Annotated in this window: 16 protein-coding genes; 6 read left to right on the top strand and 10 right to left on the bottom strand. The window is 34.2% G+C overall.

Translation table 11 applies throughout. From position 1 onward, the window contains the following. Window positions 1–133 precede the first annotated feature (133 nt). Both ACFFLS_RS01510 and ACFFLS_RS01505 read right to left on the bottom strand, forming a co-directional pair. Window positions 134–1,477 carry an FAD-dependent oxidoreductase gene (locus ACFFLS_RS01510; RefSeq protein WP_379683635.1) on the bottom strand — a complete coding sequence of 448 codons (1,344 nt, stop codon included), beginning with the start codon at window positions 1,475–1,477 and terminating at the stop codon, window positions 134–136. A gap of 307 nt (window positions 1,478–1,784) precedes the next feature. Further along, a complete protein-coding gene (locus ACFFLS_RS01505) occupies window positions 1,785–2,201 on the bottom strand; it encodes a hypothetical protein (RefSeq protein WP_379683636.1) in 417 nt (138 codons plus the stop codon). A 210-nt stretch (window positions 2,202–2,411) separates the two neighbouring features. Here ACFFLS_RS01505 and ACFFLS_RS01500 point away from each other — a divergent pair, with 210 nt between their 5' ends. From ACFFLS_RS01500 to ACFFLS_RS01485, 4 genes are all read left to right on the top strand, one after another. After that, on the top strand, window positions 2,412–3,206 hold the full coding sequence (locus tag ACFFLS_RS01500) for a helix-turn-helix domain-containing protein (protein WP_379683637.1): 795 nt from the start codon (window positions 2,412–2,414) through the stop codon (window positions 3,204–3,206). Between the two features lie 252 nt (window positions 3,207–3,458). Continuing rightward, on the top strand, window positions 3,459–4,967 hold the full coding sequence (locus ACFFLS_RS01495) for a serine hydrolase domain-containing protein (RefSeq protein WP_379683638.1): 1,509 nt from the start codon (window positions 3,459–3,461) through the stop codon (window positions 4,965–4,967). Window positions 4,968–5,123: 156 nt separating this feature from the next. Then, window positions 5,124–6,572, top strand: a complete 1,449-nt coding sequence (locus tag ACFFLS_RS01490) for a serine hydrolase (RefSeq protein ID WP_379683639.1) — start codon at window positions 5,124–5,126, stop codon at window positions 6,570–6,572. 245 nt (window positions 6,573–6,817) lie between these two features. After that, complete coding sequence (locus tag ACFFLS_RS01485) at window positions 6,818–7,171, top strand: hypothetical protein (protein ID WP_379683640.1); 354 nt, start codon at window positions 6,818–6,820, stop codon at window positions 7,169–7,171. Window positions 7,172–7,222: 51 nt separating this feature from the next. Here ACFFLS_RS01485 and ACFFLS_RS01480 read toward each other — a convergent pair whose 3' ends face one another. Both ACFFLS_RS01480 and ACFFLS_RS01475 read right to left on the bottom strand, forming a co-directional pair. After that, complete coding sequence (locus tag ACFFLS_RS01480; protein ID WP_379683641.1) at window positions 7,223–8,917, bottom strand: RDD family protein; 1,695 nt, start codon at window positions 8,915–8,917, stop codon at window positions 7,223–7,225. 53 nt (window positions 8,918–8,970) lie between these two features. Then, window positions 8,971–11,358: a penicillin acylase family protein gene (locus ACFFLS_RS01475; protein WP_379683642.1), complete on the bottom strand. Its 2,388-nt coding sequence runs from the start codon at window positions 11,356–11,358 to the stop codon at window positions 8,971–8,973. A gap of 115 nt (window positions 11,359–11,473) precedes the next feature. Here ACFFLS_RS01475 and ACFFLS_RS01470 point away from each other — a divergent pair, with 115 nt between their 5' ends. Beyond that, window positions 11,474–13,030, top strand: a complete 1,557-nt coding sequence (locus tag ACFFLS_RS01470) for a hypothetical protein (protein ID WP_379683643.1) — start codon at window positions 11,474–11,476, stop codon at window positions 13,028–13,030. Between the two features lie 596 nt (window positions 13,031–13,626). Then, on the top strand, window positions 13,627–15,435 hold the full coding sequence (locus tag ACFFLS_RS01465) for a hypothetical protein (RefSeq protein ID WP_379683644.1): 1,809 nt from the start codon (window positions 13,627–13,629) through the stop codon (window positions 15,433–15,435). A 63-nt stretch (window positions 15,436–15,498) separates the two neighbouring features. Here the strand turns inward: ACFFLS_RS01465 and ACFFLS_RS01460 are convergent, their stop codons facing one another. The 6 genes from ACFFLS_RS01460 to ACFFLS_RS01435 form a co-directional block, all read right to left on the bottom strand. Further along, the gene (locus ACFFLS_RS01460; RefSeq protein ID WP_379683645.1) at window positions 15,499–15,945 is read right to left on the bottom strand and encodes a YMGG-like glycine zipper-containing protein; all 447 of its coding nucleotides are present in this window, start codon (window positions 15,943–15,945) and stop codon (window positions 15,499–15,501) included. 436 nt (window positions 15,946–16,381) lie between these two features. Next, entirely contained in the window at window positions 16,382–17,656 is a 1,275-nt protein-coding gene (gene kynU / locus ACFFLS_RS01455) for a kynureninase (protein ID WP_379683646.1), read from the bottom strand. Window positions 17,657–17,933: 277 nt separating this feature from the next. Beyond that, window positions 17,934–18,983, bottom strand: a complete 1,050-nt coding sequence (gene queA, locus ACFFLS_RS01450) for a tRNA preQ1(34) S-adenosylmethionine ribosyltransferase-isomerase QueA (RefSeq protein ID WP_379683647.1) — start codon at window positions 18,981–18,983, stop codon at window positions 17,934–17,936. Between the two features lie 357 nt (window positions 18,984–19,340). Continuing rightward, window positions 19,341–20,564 (bottom strand): 3-phosphoshikimate 1-carboxyvinyltransferase, encoded by a 1,224-nt coding sequence (locus ACFFLS_RS01445; protein WP_379683648.1) that lies wholly within the window; start codon window positions 20,562–20,564, stop codon window positions 19,341–19,343. Window positions 20,565–20,646: 82 nt separating this feature from the next. Next, complete coding sequence (locus tag ACFFLS_RS01440; RefSeq protein ID WP_179001729.1) at window positions 20,647–20,973, bottom strand: nucleotide pyrophosphohydrolase; 327 nt, start codon at window positions 20,971–20,973, stop codon at window positions 20,647–20,649. Window positions 20,974–20,976: 3 nt separating this feature from the next. Next, window positions 20,977–22,758: a DUF3858 domain-containing protein gene (locus tag ACFFLS_RS01435; protein ID WP_379683649.1), complete on the bottom strand. Its 1,782-nt coding sequence runs from the start codon at window positions 22,756–22,758 to the stop codon at window positions 20,977–20,979. Window positions 22,759–22,789: the final 31 nt, after the last annotated feature.

The following is a 22,789-nucleotide window of genomic DNA, read 5'->3' as shown; positions in this document are numbered from 1 at the left end:
ATAAGTTATATAAGCTCATTTAATCCTACCTATATATTTATAAACAAACAAACCCGACAGATTTTGAATCTGTCGGGTTTATTGTATGCGAAGTTTTATATTTACTTATATCACTTATATAGTTTAAAAAATTTTAAGCTTGTTCCAGCAATGCCAGAATTTTGTTTTCAACCTCTGGACCATTCCAGATATTTTCAATATTTTCCATTCTCAGAACTTCTTCCATAATTCCGTTTTGATAATCACCAATTGCTAAAGCTTCTGCGTAAGGTCTGTCGCTGAAAGTAACACGGCTATAAAGCGGAATCCATTTATCTGGATGTTTATCTGAGAAGATTTTTTCAATCTTTTTCTGCAGCAAGAATTTTTCATCTGCCGTTTTGGTACTCATTTCCATAAAATTGCGATACGAAAGTTCTGCAATTGCATCGGCATTTGGTTTGCGTGAAATCTGGTATTCTGTAAAGATTTTTTTCCAGTCGTCTCCGTATTTTTCGATCATTTCGTTTAGAACTGTAATATCTTCAAAGCCGGCATTCATTCCTTGTCCATAAAAAGGCACAATTGCGTGGCAGGCATCTCCAATCAAGGCAATCTTGTTTTCGTAAGTCCAAGGAAAACATTTCATCGTAACAAGCGTACTTGTTGGATTTTTAAAGAAATCATTTGCCAATTCCGGAATAACCTCAATTGAATCTGGAAAATTTTTCTCGAAGAAATTCTCGACCATTTTTCGGTCTGTCAAAGATTCAAAAGAATTTTCTCCTTCAAAAGGCATAAATAAAGTACACGTAAAACTTCCATCAAGATTTGGCAACGCAATAAGCATATATTCGCCTCTTGGCCAAATGTGGAAAGAGTTTTTATCTAATTTATGACTTCCATCTGCATTTGCCGGAATGTTTAATTCTTTGTAACCCATATTTAAAAATTCCTGCGAATAATTAAACATGCTCTGGCGCTGCATTCTGTGGCGAATTCTCGAAAAAGCTCCATCGGCGCCAAAAACCATATCGTATTTTCGTTCTTCCCACTCTCCTCTTTCGGTTTCTCCGATATGCAGTGTCGCATCACTTAGTGTTACATCCCAGATTTTTTGTTCAAAATGGAATTCAGCTCCAGCATTTTCTGCCAAGTCTATCATTTTTCGGTTCAGCTTTCCTCTAGAAATTGAATAAATAGATTCTCCTTCCTGACCGTAATTCTGAAAATTCAGCTTATCAACTAAATGAATAGCGCGTTTGTCCATCGGAATAGCGATTTCGCGAACCGCATCTCCCACTCCAACTCCGTCAAGCGCTTTCCAGCCACGGTTTGACATCGCTAAATTAATAGAGCGTCCCGAAAAATTTATTTTACGAATATCAGGGCTACGATCATAAACATGAACGGTATGGCCTGCTTTTTTAAGATAAATTGCCAAAAGCGATCCAACTAATCCAGAACCGACAACGGCAATTTTTAATGAAGTCTGCATCAACGAAAATATAATAATAAGATTGTAAAAATAAGTAATAAAACCACAAGACCTTAAAAATAAAGGAAATATTTGAATCTTCTCATTAGATTTATCAGGGCATGCCCCCGCTTTCCCGAAGCCTCGGGAGCGGGGTCGGGCTATCCGCTATATCTTTTGTGCCGAACCCCGGCACAAAAGGATACCGCTCCTATCCCTCATGCAGACTCGTTTTCAGTACAAGAATCATTTTTATAAGATTAAATATAACCTCTGAAATCAAAAACATTTTGATTATCGTTTTCACTATATGTTATATGAATATTAATTACTTTAGCTTGTAAATTAACCATCCAAAAATGATTATGAAACTAAGTACAGAAATAAAGTATTTGTCAAACAGAAAAAACATCTTTTTTACCGCCTTCTCACTACTGCTTATTATTTCTTGGATGTTGCTCTGCATAAAGATAGACCGAGAAAATGACCGCGGTTTATTGACATCTTTTGGGTACTGTTGTATTTTTCCGTTTATTCTAGTCCGCTTTTTTTCTAATAACAAGGTTGCTGATTTTTTTACATTATTTATTGCCTTATTTGTTTCCTGTTTTATTGTATTTTTAACTTTTATGCTGGCTATGCTACTTTCTGTTTTTATAGGCTGGTTCGCAATTGTAATTTCGTTGGCAGCAACAGGATTTCTTATATTTAACGCTATCAGGCTGGTAGTTTCTTTTCCCGACAATAAAATAGCTTTTTGGACAATAACTTTAATGTCTTTAATTGCGGCACTAATTTTTGTTGCTCTTTCAAAGCTTCTCGATAAGATAACCCAACATGAATTAGGAATTGGATTTCCTATTTCAATTTATCTTAGCCTACTTATAATAAGCATTGCCGTTCTTTGTAAAGACAATAGCAAAAACAAAGAAATCGAAAACCTGTAGACTTACACATGAGCCTTTATTCAGAATATTATGTTTCTCCAAAATCTGAAAGATTTGTCAGTAAGATATGGTGTCTGGACAACAGCGCGGGCGAAAATCTTATCGAAAACAAACTGGTTTTACCAAACGGCTGTTTTAATCTCGCTATTGTTTGCGGTAATGCGATTGAAGTACACACCAGCAAAAAGAAGTACGAGATGAACGAAGGTTTTTACTTTTGTTCTCAGATGACCAACAAGGTTCTGGTAAATATTCGACCTCAAACAAAAGTCACAATAATTCAGCTTCACGCTTGGACTCTTTCGATTTTTCCTCAATACGATTTAAGCAATTTTACCGATTCAATTATTGAAATTGCTGTTTCTGAATTACCTTTCAAAATCAACTTAAAAGATGCCGTTGAAACGATTTTAGAAAACCTAAACAGCTATTTTGAAAAAACAGTCGACTTAAATCCCGACCAAAATAGCATTGAAAAAGTCTGCGAAATAATCAAGTTAAGCGAGAATGAAATTTCGGTTTCTGAAATCGTAAAAACATTAAATTTTTCTCAGCGCCTAATTCAAATCAAATTTAAATCGGCTACCGGACTTACCATAAAAAAGTACATTCAGATTCTGCAATTCAGAAAATCGGTCGATCAGATGATCGATACAGATATTGAAAAAAGGAGTCTTACCGAAATTGCGCTTTACAATAAATACTTTGACCAGTCGCATTTTATTCGAAAATTCAAAGATGTGACCAAAACTACTCCCAAAACATTCAATCCCGACTCTTATTTTCTTTCAAAAAAAAGATGAAATTTCGTTTTTGTACAATTTTAAAAATGCAACCTACAGTATTTTTGTCGAACGTTTAATTTAGTTTTAACACATAGAAACAAGATTTTTGAAACACTTTTAAATGTGTTCCACCTATTACAAAATTCTATACGGTCGTGTTTAAAAAGAATGTATTTTTATATTCATTTTCACCAAAACACCACTTATGTTTCTATGTGTTAATTAATTACATTTAAAAATTCAATCAATCAATCAATCAATCAATCACAAATGAAATTCATCAATCAAATTTTAAAAATCAAGTTTCTGCTCTTGGCAGTTGTATTCTTTCAAACTCAAAACGGATTTTCGCAGGAAAACAAACAATCCGAATTGTACAAAACTATTATGGCGCAGGACAGTCTGCTGTTTAATATCAGTTTTAACACTTGCAACATCAAACAATTTGAAGACTTGACGTCTGACGATTTTGAGTTCTTTCACGACAAAGACAGTATTTCTGACAAAAAAAGATTTCTTAAAACCTTTAAAAAGGGATTATGTTCTTCGCCTGAAACGTATCAATCGCGAAGAGAACTAGTTGAAGGAAGCACAGAAATTTATCCGCTTTACAAAAACGGCATTTTATACGGCGCTGTACAAACTGGAATTCATCGTTTTTACGAAACTTCAAAAGGAAAACCTGAACGGTTTGCCAGCACCGCCAAATTTACCCATGTCTGGCTTTTAAAAAACAAGATTTGGAAATTATCACGAGTACTTAGTTATGACCACCAAACAGTAAATACGCTGGGAAAACAGAAAGGCGTTTTTGACAATGATGCTGAAACTGAAAAATGGCTTCAAAAAAATAATATTCCCGCGTTGGGAATCGGAATTATTTCTGAAGGAAAGCTTAAGCAAATTAAAGTTTTCGGCGAAATAAAGAAAGGAGTTACGGCACCCTATAATACGATTTGGAATGTAGCTTCGTTAACAAAACCGATTACCGCTTACGTTGCCTTAAAATTAGTCAGTCAGGGAAAATGGGATTTAGACGAACCTTTATATAAATACTGGACTGATCCAGACATCACAAACGATCCAAATCACAAACTATTGACTACAAGAATTGTTTTAAGCCATCAGACGGGATTTCCTAATTGGAGGTATATGAACGAATCTGGAAAACTAGATTTTAAGTTTAAACCCGGAACAAAATACCAATATTCTGGCGAAGGTTTTGAATATCTGCGAAAAGCTATCGAAAAGAAATTCAACAAAAAATTGGAACAACTGGCAGATGAATTGGTTTTTAAGCCTTTAAAAATGAACGATTCACAACTAGTTTGGAATGACAAAATAGATCTTTCGAGGTTTGCGATTGGTTATGATGCCAAAGGAAATGAATATGAACCCACCAAAAATAAAACCGCCAATGCTGCCGATGATTTGACGACGACACTTTCGGATTATGGAAATTTTTTATGCAGTGTAATGAATGGCGATGGCTTAAGTCCGAAAATAGTTCAGGAAATGAATTCGCATCAGATTCAGACAAAAAAAAATAAATATTTCGGTTTAGGTTTTGAAATTTATGATTTCGAAAATGGCGAATATGCTTTATCGCACAGCGGCGCAGACAAAGGTGTACAGACACTGGCTTTCATTCTTCCAAAAACAAAAGAAGGGCTACTTATTTTTACAAATGTCGATGACGGTTATAAAATTTATGAAAAGGTAATTATACATTATTTAGGAGAAAATGGAAAAAAAGTGATTGAGATTGAAACTAAATGATAAATGAGTCGTCTAAGATTTTAAGGAGGCAGAATATTATTCGGTAAAAAACCGTAATTTCGATTTAAATTACTGAATATCTTTTTGTTACACAGTTTCAATCATCAATCAAAAGACGAATCATTTATTAATCCTTAATCACGATTATCAATCATTATGAAAAAATCAATCAAACTCATTGCACTTTCCCTTTTTGTTTTCGTTTCAACCTCACTTGCTACAGCGCAGGATAAAGCGCAGCAAATCGAACAGCTTTTAAGCAAATACAACGAATACGTACAATTTAACGGTTCGGCTTTAGTAGCCGAAAACGGAAAAGTAATCTTTAAAAAAGGTTTTGGATCTGCCAACATGGAATGGAATATTCCAAACCAGCCGGATACTAAATTTAGATTAGGATCAATTTCTAAACAATTTACAGCGTTATTAATTGTAAAATTGGCAGAAGAAGGAAAATTAAAATTGGATGTTCCGATTAGAACTTATCTTCCTGATTATCCAAAAGAAAATGGAGATAAAATTACAATCCATCATTTATTGACTCATACATCTGGAATTCCAAATTACACCAATGCACCAAATTTCTTTAAAGACAAAGCGAGAAATCCATATACACCAGAAGCTTTTGTAAAAACTTTTTCGGCTTTAGCACTTGAGTTTACTCCTGGAGAAAAATTTAATTATAGTAATTCAGGTTATTTTCTTTTGGGTTATATTATTGAAAAAGTTACTGGAAAAACTTACGAGCAAAATTTACAGGAAGTTATATTTACACCTTTAAAAATGGTCAATTCTGGTTATGATCATAGCGATGTAATTCTAAAAAACAGAGCTGCAGGTTATGAAAAACAAGGTAAAAAAATAGTTAATGCAGCTTATATCGACATGAGCATTCCTTATGCTGCAGGATCTTTGTACTCTACAGTTGAAGATTTGTTTTTGTGGGATCAGGCGCTTTATACGAACAAACTGCTTTCTCAAAAATCTACTGAATTATTATTCAAACCTTACATTAAAGCATGGAATGGTTTTTATGGATATGGATGGTCTTCCTATGACACCGAAAACGGAGATAAGAAATTAAGCATAATTGAACATGGAGGCGGTATTAATGGTTTTAATACAATTATTTCCCGCATTCCAGAAAACAAAAATCTTGTCGTTTTATTAAACAATACGGGCGGTACTGTTTTAAGCGAAATGAATACCGCAATTCGCGCAATTTTATACAATCAGCCTTTCAATCAGCCTAAAAAATCATTGGCTTTGGATTTATTGGATATTTATGCCGATAAAGGCGCTCTAGCAGGTACAGAAGCCTATAAAAAATTAAAAAATAATCCAACTTACACTATCAAAGAAGGTGATATGAATCGAGTTGGCTATCAATTATTGCAAGACGGAAAAAAGAAGGAAGCTATAGAAGTTTTCAAAATTAATGTTGAAACTTTCCCAAAATCTGGAAATGTTTATGATAGTCTTGGCGAGGCTTATTTGGCCGATGGCGATAAAAAAATGGCAATCGCCAACTATAAAAAATCGGTTGAACTGGATCCAACAAACGAAGGCGGAAAAAAAATTCTACAAGAAATAATGACCAAATAAGAAACCAAAATATTTTTTAGCTTTTGTAAACAACTCCGATACTTCAAATTAGTAATTTGAAGTATCGGAGTTGTTTTTTTAATTCTTTACTCGACGATTTACTGCAAAAATTACTATTTTAGCGACACCCAAAAAAACAAATTTAACCTATGAAAAATCTAAAAAGACAATCCTTTTGGATCTTGTGCTGTTGTTTTTTATCTGCCTCAATCTGCTTTTCGCAAAATACTTCAAACACGGTAAAAATGCCTTCGCAGCAAAACAAAATCATAATTGACAAAATTATCGAAGCTGCCAATTACAAAAACTATGTAGTCGATTTCTGCATGACGACGATTAGTGAAGCGTCTCAAAAAGAAAAATGGAACGACCAAAAAGCTCTTGCAATTACCGAAAGCATCAATTTTAAGAATTTCAGAGATGCGGTTTACAATATGTTTGCTTATTATAATGAAATCGAACTCGAAGTAATTCTAAAAAAATACGAAAAAGACAAAGCATATCAGGTTGCCAACGTCATGGTCGTAAATGATGCGTTGGGTTACAATCTGGAAATATTTGCAAATGATATCGTAAGAGGAAAATATATCGCTAAGTAATATGCGAGTCTAAGCTTTGTCAAAATCTTTAAACTTTGACAAAGCTCTCTCTTATTTAAGCAGTTTTAGATACACTATTCCTGGATCATCAGTACTTGAAATTTTATAGACAAACTTTTTATTTGAGTTGTCGTTAACAGTAACTTTCAATTCATAATCTTCGAAATTCTTTCCTTTGCCCTGTAAAACTACAAATCCTGCTTCTGAAAACGCCTGCGGAAAAGTATTGTGTTTTTTCCAATCAATTTCTCCTTCTAATGTTTCTACCGAAATTACTTCTGCTGGCGAACCTTCGTTCTGCAATTGTATATGAAGGGATTCAGAATCTGTACTAACAGAAAGCACACTTAAAGCTGGAGAATAGATTTCGTAAACTTTCTCAATAAATTCTCCTCGAAGTTTAGGATTATGCTCCAGACCTTTAAATTCCTCTTTATCATCTCCATAATATTCTGACGTCTGCTTAAAAGATTGCTGAAGCATTTTTTTCAGGTCATTTCTAGAAATCTTTATTCGCTGCAAAGTATCTTTAGATAATTCATAAGCTTTCTCAATACTATAGTTTTTATAAAAGCTTGCCATTTCTAATTTCAAAAGAGAAAATTCGATTGTCGTATTTGAAATATTCTCGACTTTCAAAAACAGCGTTTTAGAAGCATAATCGGCGTGGCATAATTCTAAAACCGAATTCTGATTAAGTCTTTCCAATCCGTTATTTATTGCTTGTTGCTTTTCATCAAATTTTCTTTCTGCAAGTTCATACATCATATTTCTTTGTCGAATTTCATCAAAATATCTCAATCCATATACAGATGCAAAAAATAATGGAATTAGAAGAAAATACCAGCCTCCAGCGATTCCGGTTCTTTTTTCGTTGTAGACTTGTGTGCCAGAATAGTGATCGTGCCAATTTCCTTTGAACAAAAAAGAAGCGACATTAAAAGGAACACTTCTTAATAGACTTCGTTTCAAAATTGAATCACTTTCCAGTTTATCTCCTTCATAATCTACAACCCTTGTTTCTGTAAAAAATTTCGCAGGACTCCCCAAAAACAATCTTTCAAAAGAAAAATAGAACAGCGTCCTGAAAATAAGAGACAAAACAAAAATTATGGTACGTATGCTGTAACTTCCTTCGATTTGCTCAAACAGAGGACGTAAATGAGGTAATCTGGCTAAAAAGTATAATAACTGATAAGCAATAAGAAAATAGATTAAACTATCGAATATCAAATGGAACAAACGAATCCAATTGTTAGCTTCAAAATAAGAGATTTCTGTCGATTCTGTATACACAAATGTTTCGTAATCTAAAGTCTTCAATTTGTTTAAATAAATCATGCTTTGGTAAAAGAAGAACAATAAAAATAGGCGTACAGAAAATGACCAAAAGAAAAACAAATAGTCTTCTATATTTCCAGACGCCAGGATATAAATAAAAAAATAGTACAGATTTACAACTGCAAAAAGCGCACATTGTATAAAAAAGACCGAAAACAAAAAACGCAGAATTCTGGTTTCTTTTTCTTTTGTAAAATAGAATGCCAATGTCCCTATCAGCAGAATTAAGCCTGTAAATATCCCCCATGACTGAGCATTAACTCTTAAAACATCAATTCCTGCTGAGAAATTCATATTAAAAGCAGCGAGAATTCTCAAAAACACAGAACCAAAGCTTGTTGTTAAACCAAAAAACAAGCTGACAAAAGAAAGAAATAAAGAAAAAAAAGTAATTTTTTTATACATAGATTTTGGGGATTTAGGTCTTAATAATATAGAATTAATTCAATAATTGATAATTACTTTTTAGGTTTTAAAATTAGTTTTGTAGACGTTTTTATAATCTCTTTTTTATTCAGTTTCATTTTTCTGAATTTACCCGCATTGTACATTTCGGCCTGATCATCATAATGTTTACTGAACGGATTTCCGGATTGTCCCGTCGGAAGAATGCTCCAACTGTTTTCTATATCTGCAAAATCAACAATCCTTCTTGTAGAAGGACCTCCTTTTACATAATATTTTCCTTCTTCATTAAATCCGAAAAATAGATTATTGATTACCTCGTTGGATCCCGGAGATTCATAAGGTCCAACATTGAATATTCCTCTTAGCGCTGCCACTTTGCCCAGCGGATGCTCATGTTCAACCGTATGCACTTTCCCCCAGTTCCAATCTGCAATTTGGGTTCCTAATTGACTTTCTAATGCCAAAACTGCGTCATGAAAAGATTTTGAAACAATGTCTTTACGGGTTTCCTTTACATTTGTGGTTTTGATATCATCCCACCAAACCGAATTTTCGTTTTTAACCTGATTAGCAACTACTTGTTTACCTACAGAAATTCCTAAAAACAAATTAAAATTATCCTTCCCCATTTCGTCTTCAAATGTATTTTTCAAATACAGATAAATCCATTTATTGTAGATTGTTGGAGCAACGTCTTCTAGATTTGCAGTTCCTTTCCATGCTTTTAGAACCGTTATAACCTCTTTTTCTTCTTTGGAAAGACTTATTTCGTCTAAAATCGAAATCAAATTACGAACAGTCTCAACCGCAACATCAGAAGTATTATCATAAATCATTTTACTGATTGCTTCTTTATCCCAATCAGATTTTGAATCCATTAAAGTAGAAATTCTCTTAGCACGGTCTTCCGGAAGGTAATATCCGGGATATAAGTACCCATCAACCGCTTCTGGCTGATTATTGGCAGAATAAACGTAACCCCATTCTGGATTTTCGGCCGACGGATTTTTATCAAAATCCAAATATTCGATGATATCGTCTTTTCCTTTTGTTCCATCTAAAATCAAATGTGTGTTTACACCTTTATTAAATTTATACAATTTGCCGCTTGCCCACCAAGCTGTATTTCCTAAAGCATCGCCATACATTACATTAAGTCCTGGCGCCGCAATCAATTTTACGGCTTCTCTAAAATCATCTTTATTCTTTGCATGCGAAAGACCATAAGCTGCATCCAGAATACGGATTGGTTCTCTCGTATAAGTCCAAGACATCGCAATTGGTTTATTCTGGTCCAGATACTCTATAAAATCGTTCATAATTGGTCCGTGACGCGTTGCTTTTACTGTCAGTACCACATCTGAAGTATCTTTTACTTTTATCGTTTTTTTCCTAATTTCGTATTTCCCAAAACCTGTCGGCGTTTCGTATTGATTTGGATCCCCTTCTAAAGTTCGCTCTTGATAAAAATCGATATCATCATTTTCAAACATTGTTAATCCATAGGCATAATTTCGATTGTGTGCCAAGAGCGGAAATGGTGTTCCAGCAAGATAACATCCATATAATTCATATTTCGGAGTTACAATATGCGCTTCATACCAAGTACCCGGCTGCGAAAAGCCGATATGTGGATCATTCGCAAAAATAACTTTTCCGGTTTTAGATTTTTTAGGCCCTACAACCCAGCTATTACTCCCTACAAAAGGTGGAATCGGAGACTGATCCAGCATCGCAGCAACCGATTTTGAAATCGCTGTATAAGCTTCGGTTTTTTCTTTTGAAATTTTTATTCTCGTCGTATTAAATTCTCCTTCAATTCCTAAATCTTTCAAATAAGCTGCGCCGTATTTGTTTTTGATATCCGTCAAAAGCGGGTCGGTTTTTTGCGCCATCGCAAAACTGAAAGACATATAGCCAAAAATATTGTAAACGTCTTTGATGGTAAATTTTTGCTTTTTGACACCAACCAAAGTAAATTCTACAGGTGTTGGCCCTTCTTCTAAATACTGATTGATTCCGTCCAAATACGCCTGCGTCAGTTTATAGCTTTCACTGTTTTTGTCTAGTTTGGCAATCGCTTTCGCGGAAGCTTCCTCAATACCAATTCCAGCAAAGAATTTATCGTTCTGCAATGCCACAGTTCCAAAAAGCTCAGACAAACGGCCCGGAGCAATTCTTCGTAGAAGTTCCATTTGCCAGAGTCTTTCCTGCGCATGAACATAGCCTAGCGCAGTCATAGCATCTTTTTCAGAATCGGCATAAATATGCGGAACTCCGAAATCATCAAAATAAACCGTAGTTTCTTTTTCTAAATGTTGCAATCCCAGCTCTCCTTCATACTTGGGTTTTAGGTGAAAAATATAAGCCCACAAACCAATGGCGATTACAATAACAAAAACTAATAAGGCAAAGAAAATCTTTTTTACAATTCTCATATTCAAACAAAAAAATTAAACCGATTATAAGCAGAATGTAACTTAAAAATAAAATCTTATAAGAAACAACTTCCTTAAAAAGCCTAAATTTATGTAATTAAAATTAATAGCCTAAATGTCTGTATATAAAAAAATAGCGATTGTCATAGTTTCGGTCTTCACTTTTTTGATTTTAATCAATTTGGGACTGAATTATTGGATAAAAAAACAATTACCACTCATTATACACGAAAAAAACAATACAGCGTACAACATCAATTATGAAAAAATTGAGGTTTCACTTTTCTCGCAAAACATTTACGCACAAACACTATTGGTACATCCAAAAAATCAGCCCAAAGACAGTAAAAATGGATTATTTGCTAAAATTGAATCTATAACAATCAAGCATTTTAATATCTGGGATTTGGCTTTTCGCGATGTTATTCGCGCAGAAAGTATCATCGTCAACAAGCCTCGTTTGATTTTATATAAAAAAGGTGAAAAACTTCTGAACGACAGCAAAAGCATCAAAACAGAAATTATTGAACCTTTTAGAAAAATAATTGCAGTTTCAAATATCTATCTAAATGAAGGAAGCGTAGATGTGGTTTCTATAGACAGCGAAAAACCTATTCTAAGTGTCAAAAAAATCATTCTAAAACTAGAAGGCATTTTAATTACAGATGCCACCTTAAAAGAAAAAATCCCGATTCGATTTGAAAAATATGCTTTGGTAATGGATAGCTTATTCTATCGTTCGAGTATTTTTTATCATATGAATATTGGAAAAATCAGTACTGGAAATAATTTCCTGACGATTAACAATTTCACTTACTTACCTCAATTTAACAGACGCGAATTTATCCGTCGTTTAGACAAGGAAAAAGACATTTACACCTTAAAATTCGATTCTGCAAGCATTCAGAAAATGGTTTGGGGCTTTAAAAATGAGCGTTTTTTCTTTAAGACTAATTCGATTGTTATGAATCATTTTGACGCCAATATTTATCGAGGTAAAATGCCGAAAGATGATTTAAGCAAAAAATACCTTTACAATCATTTACTGCGCAACATCAAATTCCCGCTTCAGATTGATACACTTCAGGTTCTGAAATCGAAGCTGGTTTACGAAGAAGAAATAGATTTTTCTAAAGGACCTGGCGTTCTTAATTTCGATCAATTCAATTTACAAGCCACAAACCTTAGAAGCGGTTTCGGCCTAAAAAAAACAGCCGATGTAAAAATCAAAGTGAATTGCATTTTCATGAAAACTTCGCCTCTCGATGTCGACTGGAGTTTTAATGTTTTGGATAAAAAGGACAGTTTCCATATTCAGGGAATTATTTCAAATTTTGATGTTAGAGCGATGGAAAGATTCAGCAAACCGTATATGAATGCTTCGTTTACGGGCGTTTTTCACAAATACCGTTTTAACTTTTATGGAAATGACAATATTTCAAAAGGAAATGCTTCTTTGGATTATGATGACCTGAAAGTGAAATTATATAAAAAGAAACAACCTGAAAAAGAAGCCAAAATTAAAAGCGCAATAGCCAATTTATTGGTCAAAAATGATTCGAAAGATAAAACCAAAACCGCAGATGTCGAATTGGAACGCATTCAGGAGAAATCATTTTACAACTTTCTATGGCGAAGCATAGCGGAATCTTTGAAGAAAATTTTGATATGATTTTTTTGCCACAGATTATAAGGATTAAAATGATTTAATCTTATAAAATCAAAAAAAGAAATTAGTGTAAATTAGTACAATTCGTGGCAAACATTTTTATAGATATTGTTTGTCAACATAGCCTGCGGTTTCAACCGCAGGAACGCAACGAATTTCCTCAATACATTTTCGCAATACGTTCCCCACGGTTGAAACCGCGGGCTATGTTTATTTTGATTCGCAGTATTGCTTGAAAATTTTGATTTAATTCATTTGCCACGAATCGCACTAATTTTCACAAATTATGACTTTTTTGCCACAGATTATAAGGATTAAAATGATTTAATCCTTATAAAATCAGAAAAAGAAATTAGTGTAAATTAGTGCAATTCGTGGCAAACATTTTTATAGATATTGTTTGTCAACATAGCCTGCGGTTGAAACCGCAGGAACGCAACGAATTTCCTCAATACATTTTCGCAATACCTTCCCCACGGTTGAAACCGCGGGCTATGTTTATTTTGATTCGCTTAAAAAACAATTTACAAACCTGACAATTATCAGGTTTTAGAAAAATCCTTTTTTCAATATTTGTCTTTATTTTAATCTGAAAACAAATGACAAAACCGCCTTTACACACTTTTCATATTCCCGTTATGGGACTTGCGTACACGATTGACAGTCCGATTCGTGTAGCGCAATACGGGATTTCGTCTGTAATCGCGCTCGCCGATGATGATTTGATTGAGAAGATGCGTAATTTTTATAGCACTAAATTCAATATTCCGTACGAAGAAATCACACAGAAATTTCATGACTACCGCGCTGAAAGAATTACTTCTTATCTAAATCTGGTAGATAAAATCGTGAAAGAAAAATTCGAAAATTTTAAAATTGAATTAGCTGAAAGCAAAACAGCTTTAGAAAGTTTTATGTCGATGCTGCCAAACACTTCTGATATCAAAAAAGGGTTTCAGAATTTATTGGATGACGGAATCGCTTTCAAAGAAAACATTCAACAGTATATCGAGTCACACCTTTTTCCTGGTGAAATTGATGTGAATATCATGACGAAACTGGACAAAGACAATTTCGTTAAAAACGAACAACTTCCAATTGAATTTAATGACGCACATGCCGCTTTGAGAGGTTTTGCCAACAGCAATCTCGAATCTTCAGTTGTACTTTCGGCCGGAATGAATCCAAGATTGTTTGGTTACTTTGAAAATTTTAAAGACTTTTTTCCGAATGAGAAAAATGAACTCAAAAAGAAAATCATACTAAAAGTCAGCGATTTCAGATCGGCAATGATTCAGGGAAATTTCTTAGCCAAAAAAGGACTTTGGGTTTCAGAATACCGAATCGAATCGGGATTAAACTGTGGTGGCCACGCTTTTGCAACCGACGGACTTCTTTTGGGTACTATTTTAGAAGAATTTAAGCAGAAAAAAGAACAATTGGTACAATCTGCCCATGACTTAATGATTAAAGCTTTACAGCTAAAAAATCAAATTTTTCCTGAACAACCTTTAGAGTTAAAAATCACTGTTCAAGGTGGTGTTGGAACTGCCGAAGAACATGAATTTCTATTAGACGAATACAAAGTTGATTCGGTTGGTTGGGGTTCTCCTTTCTTATTGGTTCCAGAGGCAACATCTGTTGACCAGCAAACCCGAAATCTACTGATGAATGCTAAGGAAGATGATTTTTACCTAAGCAACATTTCGCCATTAGGAGTTCCGTTTAATACTTTGAAGGGCACAACTAATGAATTTGTAAAACAAAAAAGAATTCAAGAAAATAAAGCTGGAAGCTCTTGTCCAAAGAAATTTTTGGCTTTGAGCAAAGAATATGACCCACACGGAATCTGTACAGCATCAAAAAAATATCAGGACATAAAACTAGAGGAGCTAGAAAACAAAAAAGATACTTTATCTGTAGAAGAATTTGAAAAAAGCAGAATTAAAATCACTGAAAAATCCTGTCTGTGCGTCGGTCTTGCAAATGCTTCTTATCTTGAAAACAACATCACGATAAAAGGTCAGGAACAAGGCGTTGTAATCTGTCCGGGACCAAACTTGGCTTATTTTGATCAGGAAGTTTCGCTGAAAGAAATGATTCAACATATTTATCAAAGCAAATCTGTTTTAAGAACTGATCGTCCGAATTTATTCGTCAAAGAATTAAAAATGTATGTAGATTATTTCAGAAATGAAATCGAAACAATTTCAGGAGAAATAACAAACAATCAGCTCAAAAAATGGAATTCTTTCAAAGCAAATATTTTAGAAGGAATTGAGTACTATCAAAATTTACTTTTATCATCCACCTACTTTAATACTGAAAAAGAAAAAATCAAAAACCAGTTTGATTATTATCAATCAGAATTAAATGCCATTAAAATTCCAACAATGGAAATGGCTTAAAAACAAAACCCCGATTCGAAATTCCGAATCGGGGTTCTTTTTATAGATAGTGTTATTAATTTTCTACTCTTTTTTATTTTTACTGTCAATAACAGCACCTGTTCCAGTACCCAATGCAGCTCCAGCCAAACCACCAATAATGGCACCCTCACCTTTTTTCTTGCTTACGATTGCTCCTGTTGCAGCCCCGACTCCAGCGCCGATGACAGCACCTTTAGCAGTTGCGCTCCATCCTTTCTTTTTGGTAGTGGTCGTTGTAGTTGTGGCATTTCCATTTGCAGGCTGATGCACTACAACAACTTTTTGAGATTCTACTTTTTGAGATTCAACTTGTTGCTCTTCTTTTATCTTCGCCATTTCAGTCTTCATTGAATCGATAACACGTTGCTTGTTAATTTCAACTTTCATAGAATCAATACTGGCTTGCTTGGCTTTGTTTATATCTTCTTTACTTTGATGCTGACACGAAGTAAAAAATATTGCTGCTAATAAAATATATAAGCCTTTCATGATTGTAGTTTTTAAAATTATACACTACAAATTACTGAATATCTGCTATAATGATTATTACAGAATTTTTTTGAAAATTTATAAGATTAGAAGGTTTTTTGTTTTCGCCACAGATTAAATGGATTAAAACGATTTTTACAAAATGTGCTGATTTTTTTCTCGCAGATTATGCTTTAGATGGGAAAGTCTCGCAAAGTCGCGAAATCGCAAAGTTTTTTTTAAATTGAATAGCGTTCAGCTTTAGATGGATGAAAAAATAAATGCCATTAAAAAGGCTTTATCCAAACCTTTAAAGTTCGGCTAAAGCCTTTGCTTATTTTATAATGATACCTCCAGCTAAAGCTAGAGGCAATTCAAAAATCTTTTTAATCCATTTAATCTGTGGCTAAAAACTTTGCGACTCTGTACCTTTGCGAGATTATTTCTTTTTGAAACTTTACTTCCCTAAAATTCCTTTTTTCAAAATTTGTCCAAAATCGTACATATCTTCATAAGAACAATATAAAGGAACTGGTGCAAGGCGAATTACATTCGGTTCGCGCCAATCTGTAATCACTCCGTTTTTCATTAAATAATCAAAAAGACTTCTTCCTTCTCCGTGTAAAAAAACCGATAATTGCGAAGCTCTTTCTTCTGGGTTCGAAGGCGTGATAACTTCAAAATTTCCCGAAACCTCTTTATCAATTTCATGAAGAATAAATTCCAAATACGAAGTAATATGGTCGCGTTTTTTAATTAAAGCATCCATTCCAACCTCTGCAAACATTTCTACAGAGGCCAAATAAGGCGCCAATGAAAGAACCGGAAGATTACTAATCTGCCAACCGTCTGCTCCATGAACGGGATCAAAGTTGGGTTCCATCTTAAAACGTCGTTCTTTATTGTGTCCCCACCATCCGGCAAATCTTGGTAAATCTGAATTATGATGTCTTTCATGAACAAAGCAGCCTGAAGCATTTCCGGGACCTGAATTCATATATTTATAACTGCACCAAGCGGCAAAATCTACGTTCCAGTCATGCAGTTCCAACTTGATGTTTCCTGCTGCATGCGCTAAATCCCAACCTACTTTTGCTCCCGCTTTTTGCCCAGCAGCAGTAATCGTTTTTATATCGAAGACTTGCCCTGTGTAATAGTTTACACCACCAATTAAAACTAGAGCCAGCTCATCGCCAACTTCTTCAATTTTGGCTAAAACATCTTCCAAGCGAATGTTATGCTCGCCTTCTCTACGTTTAATTTCTACAATGGCATCTTCCGGTTTGTATCCGTGAAAATTCACTTGACTCTGAAACATATATTGGTCTGATGGAAATGCTTTTTCTTCGCAGATAATCTTATAACGTGTTTTAGTTGGCTGATAAAAGGAAACCATCAATAAATGAAGATTTACCGTCAAAGTATTCATAACCGTAACTTCTGACGGAATTGCACCAACAATTTTACTCAGCGGTTCTGAAAATCTTTCTTGATAATCCCACCAAGGCTTTTCCGCATAAAAATGACCTTCAACGGCTAGTTCTGCCCAATCATTCATTACTTCATCTATATAAGCTTTGGTACGTTTGGGTTGCAATCCTAAAGAGTTTCCTGTAAAATAAATTACTCGTTTATCATTTACTTTAGGAAAAATGAATTGTTCCTGATAATGGTTTAACGCATCTTGTGCATCAAGTTGCTTCGCAAATTCGCGTGTATTTTGAAAAGTCATTGTCTTTTTGTTTTGCTTGCTAAAATAACATTTTTTGTTTGTTTTGTTTCAGGTTTAAAGTTTCAAGTTGAAATGCTTTGCTTTTTTTAACCGCAATCCCGATAGCTATCGGGATTGCGGTTAAATTTCGCACTGAGGGCAAAACCTGAAACCTGAAACTTGAAACCTGAAACCTGAAACTTGAAACTTGAAACTTGAAACTTGAAACCATTAAAAACTAAAAAGACCCGACAAGTCTTAAAAACTTGCCGGGTCTTTTTTATAATATAAATTCCAATTAAAGAATTAACATCGCATCTCCGTAAGAATAGAATTTGTATCCTTCTTTGATTGCTTCTTCGTATGCTTTTTTCATTAAATCGTGACCACAGAAAGCAGAAATCATCATTAATAATGTTGATTTTGGTGTGTGGAAATTTGTAATCATACAGTTTGCAATACTGAAATCGTGAGGAGGGAAAATAAATTTATTAGTCCATCCTTCATAAGGATTCAATGTGTTTGCAGAAGAAACAGAACTTTCGATTGCACGCATAGACGTTGTTCCTACAGCACAGATACGTTTTTTCTTTGCTTTCCCTTCGTTTACAATATCACAAGCTTTTTGAGTAATGATTAATTCTTCCGAATCCATTTTGTGTTTAGACAAATCCTCAACCTCAACTGGGTTAAAAGTTCCTAAACCTACGTGTAACGTTACTTCAGCAAAATTCACTCCTTTGATTTCTAATTTTTTCAAAAGGTGTTTTGAGAAGTGTAAACCAGCAGTTGGTGCCGCTACAGCTCCTTCTTCTTTTGCATAAATCGTTTGGTATCTCTCAGCATCTTCTGGAGTAACATCTCTGTTGATGTATTTCGGAATCGGAGTTTCTCCAAGTTCGGTCAATTTGTTTCTAAATTCTTCGTAAGACCCATCGTATAAGAAACGTAAAGTTCTTCCACGAGAAGTTGTATTGTCAATTACCTCAGCAACTAATGAATCGTCATCACCAAAATAAAGCTTGTTACCAATACGGATTTTTCTAGCTGGATCTACTAAAACATCCCAAAGTCTTTGCTCAGAGTTTAATTCTCTCAATAAGAAAACTTCAATTCTCGCTCCTGTTTTTTCTTTATTTCCGTACAAACGGGCAGGAAAAACTTTTGTATTATTAAGAATCAAAACGTCTCCGTCATCAAAATAGTTGATAACGTCTTTAAACATTTTATGTTCGATAGTGTTTTTTTGACGGTCAATTACCATTAAGCGAGATTCGTCTCTGTTTTCTGCCGGAAATTCAGCTAAAAGTTCTTTTGGTAAATTGAAATTGAAGTGTGATAATTTCATATTTGAATTGTAGATTTTTAAATACCTATTTTAGATTTATTTATCCAAAATTTTAAATCGGATGCAAATATACGATTGTGAGGTAGGCGTTGTCAAGTGTTTTGGCGTTTATTTTTAAAACTCCTTGATTTTGTGACGTTTTCAGAACCATTTAAAATGTTTTTTTGAACCATATAAGTTCATATTAACTAGATTTTTTAAAAACTGGATTCTATATATTAAACCCGACAGGTTTTGAAAACCTGTTGGATTTGCCATTTGAAAACACATAAAAAAACCTCTGGTTTCAACCAGAGGCTATTTAATTAAGCTTTATTTTAAATGAACTTATATAACACTTATATGGTTCAAAAAATTTTACAATTCTGAGATTTGGAAATTCAATGTTTTTAAATCGTTCCAGAAATCTGGATATGATTTCGACACGACCTCTGCATCATCAATAATAATCGGCACTTTTAATGCCAAAGGAGCAAAAGCCATTGCCATACGATGATCATTGTATGTAGCAATTCTAATATTATGATTGATGTTTTCTGAAGCTACCAAAGTTAGACTGTCGTTGGTTACTGAAATAGTAGCACCCAATTTTGTCAATTCGATTCTCAAAGCTTCCAAACGATCTGTTTCTTTGATTTTTAAAGTATGAAGCCCTGTTAGGTGACATCCGATTCCGAGACCTAAACAAGTTACCACAATAGTCTGTGCAATGTCTGGAGTATTATTCAATTCAAAATTTACGGTTTCGTAGTTGAAATTCGGTTGTTTTACCAAAGTCATTTTATTGCCTTCGAAAGTCGTTTTTACTCCCAATTTTTCATAAAACGAAATTAATTCTGAATCTCCCTGAAGACTGTTTTCTTTGTAACTGCTCAATGTAACAGAAGCCGAATCTGCTAAAGCCACCAAACTGAAAAAATAAGAAGCAGAACTCCAATCTGACTCTACCACCATTTCTTTGGTTTCGACCGTTTCTTTTGGATACACTTTAATTACATTTCCTTCAAAACTTGTATGAATATCTAGATCTTTCAACAATGCCAAAGTCATTTTGATATAAGGAATCGAAGTAATTTCGCCTTCAAGAGTCAGTTCTAAACCATTATCCAATTTTGAAGCAACCAAAAGCAAAGCCGAAATATACTGACTGCTAACATTGGCTGCCAAAGTTACTTTTGAAGCCGTAACTTTTTTTCCTTTGATTCTGATCGGAGGATAACCTTCTTCTTTTTCATAAGTGATTTCAACTCCCAATTGTCCTAATGCCTCAACCAAAATTTTGATCGGACGTTCCTGCATTCTGCTTGAACCTGTCATTACTACTTCGCGTCCTTCATTAACCGCAAAAAAAGCCGTTAAAAAACGCATTGCTGTTCCTGCGTGGTGAATGTCTACAATTTCGTCATTTCCTGCCAATGCTTTTTGCATCACTTCGCTGTCATCAGAGTTTGATGTATTGGCTAAAGTAATATTCGGAAAAAGTGCTTTTAATAGCAATAAACGATTGGTTTCGCTTTTTGATCCAGTAACGGCAATCTGTCCTTGTAAATTTTTATGAGTAGTTTGAAGTAATAAATTCATTTTAGGAGTGTTGTTTTTTGTGCATTTTGGCAAATTTATTTTAAAAAAAGCATACGCCAAAACTTTGTCGGCACATATCACATTATTTTAATTTCTCGTTGTTTTTATGGCGGTCTTTATCACGTACCGATTTTAGGTCCATCTTCTTGTCAAAAGCGGCCTGCAAATCGATGCCTGTTTGGTTGGCAAGACATAAAACCACGAAAACCACATCGGCTAATTCTTCTCCTAAATCTTTGTTTTTATCACTTTCTTTTTCAGACTGCTCTCCATAACGTCTTGCAATAATTCGGGCTACTTCACCCACTTCTTCGGTAAGCTGCGCCATATTGGTCAATTCGTTAAAGTAACGAACCCCATGTTCTTTAATCCAAGTATCTACGTCTAATTGTGCATTTTTCAAATCCATTTTCTAAGCTTTTTTGAGAACTATTTTTTGATTTTGACTATCGATTATCTTCTGAAAAACATCTTTCAGACCTTGATAACCCTCTGCTGCAAAAATACTATTATTAATTTCCTTTAAGCTGCTAAACTGAATTTTGTTCCCATCACTGGAAACATTTAAAGTAAAAATTACAGACTTGTCTTCTAATGCGATTTTTACACGACCGGGCAACGATTCTATAACATAGCCTTCTGGAATCTCGAGGTTCATGGTAAATTTCTTCAAACTCGGATAGCCCAGATATACAGCCATCTGCCTATTTTCCTGATTAAAAGGATTCTTCGAATTAGCAAAAAACAGCATTGGATTTATAAAAATCTTACCTCCAATAATTTCAGACACATTATTAGATTCAAACGAAAAACCTTCAGAAATAGGTTCTCCCATATTTGTCTTTTTATTTTCGAGTTTGTATTCAGAGATTTTTAAATTACCGAGTTCTTGTTCCAGTTTTTCAAGATAATTCTCCTGATTTCGATCAGCATTACGAACCCTGAAATCATATGCGTCATAGTCTGTGCGCTGTATTCTTATTTTTCCTTTTAGAATTCCTCTTTCATCGATTGCAGCCGCAAGACTTGAAAATTCTTTTGACGGAATTTCGGGAACCAAATTAATTTCTTTTGAAGTTCCGTCCTTTTTTATCAGTCTTCCTTTCCAATTTAAAAGATTTAAAGGAAGAATATTCAACGCAGTATATTTATGAGAAGCATCTAAAAGAATTTGATTTCCGTCTATTTCCGCCGATGCAATTACATAATTAAAACCAATTCTGGTTGGATAAACAGGAACACCGTTTTCTAATGTGCTAACCAATACAGGGTTTGCCTCTATTCCTGCTTTCTGAAGCATTCTGATTAAAATAAGATTGATATCGCTAATATTTCCTGTCTTTTCAGCGTAGGCTTTTGTAACTCCCAAATCGGTCAAATAACCATTTTTTTCATTCCAGTTCATTTTTTCCTGCACAAATCTAAAAATGACCTCCAATCTTTCTTTTGGAGCTTTTACATTAGCCAGCAGTCGATTTATATCATCATCTAGAAAATCTCCTTTGTTTAATTCTTTTCCAAAATGGTCGTCCTTAAAAATGGTCGCGGCCACACCATCCCATGTCATGGTGTAATCTTTTACTGGTTGGTCGGGCATTCTTACACGCTCTAACTCAAACTGAAGCGATCCTTTAAAATTATCAATATTATTGATATAAGGTTCATCGTGCAACGCCGGAATATTTTTTCCGGTAAAAAGATTATTGATTTGCTTGTACCACATAACATTGGTACGTCCGTACGCATTATCAAAACTATTACTCGAGTTTACAATTTTAGAATCTGTTTCTATTGCCTGTTTGCCCGTTACTATATTTTTATAAATATAGAATTCGGGAATCTCAGTTTTACATTCAAAATAATTTACTGGGATTTCGTACTGAAAATCAAAATCAGGAAGTTTGACCAAATTTTCTGTTTTTAAAACATAACTGTATTCTAAGATCGAACCTTCTTTTACGTTTGGAAGCGTTATTGTTTTTTCTTTCCAATATTCATTTACTTTTTTCTTAAAAGTTCCTTGATTGTCTAGTTTAGTTTTTACAATCGATCCGTTCTCCAGATTATAGGTTACTGCATTTTTAAATTCGACTTGTTCCTCACTCAAGTTTTCGTAGCCAATGTAAAAACGCACTTTTTGATTGGCCCATTTAACGCCATCTTTTTTATAGATCTTAATTTTGAATTCATACACATGGTTTGCAGAAAAGCCCGTTTTCTGATTG

It is taken from the genome of Flavobacterium procerum (assembly GCF_042431625.1).
Taxonomy (GTDB): domain Bacteria; phylum Bacteroidota; class Bacteroidia; order Flavobacteriales; family Flavobacteriaceae; genus Flavobacterium; species Flavobacterium procerum.
The sequence above is the reverse complement of the archived record's forward strand: the minus strand, read 5'-3'. Positions and strand labels throughout refer to the sequence as shown.